This is a genomic window from Collinsella aerofaciens (assembly GCF_039752985.1).
Classification (GTDB): domain Bacteria; phylum Actinomycetota; class Coriobacteriia; order Coriobacteriales; family Coriobacteriaceae; genus Collinsella; species Collinsella aerofaciens_BT.
This window is the reverse complement of sequence record NZ_JBDMHA010000112.1, coordinates 1-3013: the sequence shown is the minus strand read 5'-3', so window position 1 is coordinate 3013 and position 3013 is coordinate 1. Positions and strand designations below refer to the sequence as shown.

Genomic DNA, 3013 nt, shown 5'->3' with positions numbered 1-3013 from the left:
TAAAGCCGTTTGTCTCCACCCGCGTAGCGGGTGGTTTAAAGCTGGCCGCTGCGCGGCCAGCGGACTAAAGTCTTGAATAAAAAAACCGCCCCGTATGGAGCGGTTTTGCCCTTTATATATCGAGCGCCTCGGCCATCGCTGCCGTAGTGATTGCCGTGGTTCCACAGCAACTGCCCACCATTGCGGCACCGGCATGTCTCCATTCGATGCATGCGCGCGCGAAAGCTTCGGGGTTCTCGTGCCATACGGGGCCATCCTGAGTCTGGACCGGATCGCCTACGTTGGGACGCACCGTGACGGGAGTAGTCGCCGATGCAACCATCCTGGGCACCGCCGCGTTCGCGGCCGCAAGCGAACAGCAATTAACACCAACCGAGTTTGCGCCGTGTTTTTCGGCGTACAAAACGGCTGCCTCGATGTTGAGGCCATCGCCCAACAGGTCGCCTTTATCGTCAACGACAAAACTCACCAGAACAGGCATGCCGTCGGCGGCATCTCGAGCGCCGGCAAGCATGGGCTGCAGATTACGGATAGACGTCACCGTCTCGATCAGCAGACCGTCAACACCAGCATTGAGCAAGGCGTGCGCCTGTTCGCGCGCAACGCCTCGGATTTCACGATACTCGGCAGAGTCCTCAGCAAACCACTCAATACCGATCGGGCCCATCGAGCCCAGCAGCAGCTGAGGATGCGCCTGGCGGGCATCGTCGACGGCCCCGCGATTGACCTCCGCCACGGACGGCGCAATCTGGTCGTGCTTGAGGGCATAGCTCGATGCCTGAAAGGTGTTGGTAATGAGCACCTGCGCGCCGGCGGCGACATACAAGCGATGGATACGAGAAACGGTCTGCGGCTCTGCCAGATTCCAAAACGCCGGTGGAATGTCGGCGGCATCGTACTCACTCAACAAAACACTGCCCATGGGGCCCTGCGCCAACAAGGTCTCGCTCGACAAGCGGCGCGCAAGCTCCTCGGCACCAAAGCGGTTGTAATAACTCGTATCCATATATATCCCGCTATTCCTCGACGCTGATTCCCTGCTTTTCGAGATAGGCGAGCCAGCGGCTCATCGTGTCCTCGGATAGCGCATGCTCCATCATGCAGGCCTCGGAATCGGCTCGCTCAAATTCGACACCGAGCTCCTGAACCAAAAACGTACGGATGAGGCGATGACGGTACCAGATAGCCGTGCCAACCTCGCGGCCGCGATCGGTCAGGATTACCTTGCCGTAGTGCGATTGCTCGACAAGCTCGGATGCCTTGAGCGCCGAAACCGCTTTATTGACCGATGCCTTGGAGACGCCAAGGCGCTGCGCGATGTCGACCGATCGCACGCCGTTGGTTTCCCCCTCTTCGCTTTCAATGCGAACCATGCACTCCAAGTAGTCTTCGTTCGCCACCGTCAGATGTAGTTCGCGCGAGCTAATTGTCGTATCCATGATCTTCCGTCCCTTCTGCATTCAATGGCTGATTCTACCCCATCCAAGCGTCGTGGTATGCCGTGGCATACCGTGCTAGAGTTCTTGTTGCACACGACGACCAAGATTGGAGCGGTCTTTATGGAAAACACCACCACGAGCCCCGATGTCCTCGAGCGCTTTTTGCGCTACGTCCAGATCAACACACAGTCCGAGGATGCAAACTGCGACCAGGTACCCTCGAGCGCCGTTCAGTTTGACCTTGCCAACGTGCTGGCTGAAGAGCTGCGCGAGCTTGGTGCGGAAGATGCCTACGTGACCGAGCACGCCTATGTCTGCGCGCATATCCCCGCAAGTGCGGGCGCTGAGGACAAGCCCGCCCTGGGCCTGATCGCTCATCTCGACACCACCGAAGTTGCACCGGGCGCCGGCGTGAAGCCGCATATCGTACACTACGAAGGCGGCGACCTGGTCTGCGGCACGGTTGACGGTAAGCCCGTTGCCATGGGTACCGCCAAGCTTCCCGCCCTGACTGACCTCGCGGGTGAGGACCTGGTCTGCAGCGATGGCACCACGCTGCTGGGCGCGGACGACAAGGCAGGCGTCGCCGAGATCATGTCGCTTGTCGCGCGTATCGCTCAGGACCCTTCTCTGCCCCATCCCACACTCGGCATTTGCTTCTGCCCTGACGAGGAGATCGGCCACGGAGCCGAGCTGTTGGATATCGATGCCTTTGGCTGCAAGTACGCCTACACGGTCGACGGCGGCCCCATCGGCGAGCTGGAGTGGGAGTGCTTTAACGCCGCCGAGGCGACCGTCCGCTTTGAGGGCCAGTCCATCCACCCGGGCGACGCCAAGGGCCGTATGGTCAACGCAGGCAATCTGTTCTGCGACTTCAACGCGTTGCTCCCCTACGCGCAGCGCCCGGAGTATACGGAAGGCTACGAGGGCTTTTATCACCTTGAGGGTGTATCTGCAACCGTCGATCACGCCACAGCGCGCTATATCGTCCGCGACCATGACGCCGCCAAGTTCCAGCAGAAACTCGACCTTATTGATGCCGCCGCCTCGATGCTCAACCAGCGTCTGGGTGAGGAGCGTGTGACGGTCGAGATTAAGCAGCAGTATCGAAATATGGCCGAGATCGTTCGTGACTATCCCGAGCTTATTGATGTTGCCAAGGAAGCCTACCTTGCCTGCGGTGTTGAGCCCCAAGTGCTGCCGATTCGCGGCGGCACCGACGGCGCGCAGCTGTCGTTCCGCGGTCTGCCCTGCCCCAACCTTTCCACCGGCGGCTATTGCTACCACGGCGTCAACGAGTTCGTCCCGGTCAGTTCGCTCGTCAAGATGACCGACGTGCTCCAGGAGCTCGTCGCCCGCTTTGCATAGGCCTGGCTGCACAAGTCCAAAAGACGAATTGCCCCGTCCTCAACCAAGAACGGGGCGATTTTTTTACTGCAACGAGAATAGGTTGACGCACGCCAGCCTCTTAACGCAAGGAGTGTCCCAAACTGCCGGCACAGACGATATGAGCAGGACATAAAAACATTGAGAGCCCCTGCTGCATGAAAGACCGCGGATTAGGCCGACAATGG

At 59.6% G+C, this 3013-nt stretch carries 3 protein-coding genes; 1 reads left to right on the top strand and 2 read right to left on the bottom strand.

All coding sequences use genetic code 11. The features are described from left to right. Nucleotides 1–112: 112 nt before the first annotated feature. Both ABHR76_RS09790 and ABHR76_RS09785 read right to left on the bottom strand, forming a co-directional pair. Complete coding sequence (locus ABHR76_RS09790) at nucleotides 113–1006, bottom strand: homocysteine S-methyltransferase family protein (RefSeq protein WP_346977603.1); 894 nt, start codon at nucleotides 1004–1006, stop codon at nucleotides 113–115. A 10-nt stretch (nucleotides 1007–1016) separates the two neighbouring features. Continuing rightward, complete coding sequence (locus ABHR76_RS09785; RefSeq protein WP_215675094.1) at nucleotides 1017–1439, bottom strand: metal-dependent transcriptional regulator; 423 nt, start codon at nucleotides 1437–1439, stop codon at nucleotides 1017–1019. A 120-nt stretch (nucleotides 1440–1559) separates the two neighbouring features. On the opposite strand from ABHR76_RS09785, the gene pepT reads away from it, so the two are divergent. Next, nucleotides 1560–2807 (top strand): peptidase T, encoded by a 1248-nt coding sequence (gene pepT, locus ABHR76_RS09780; protein ID WP_346977601.1) that lies wholly within the window; start codon nucleotides 1560–1562, stop codon nucleotides 2805–2807. Nucleotides 2808–3013 lie beyond the last annotated feature (206 nt).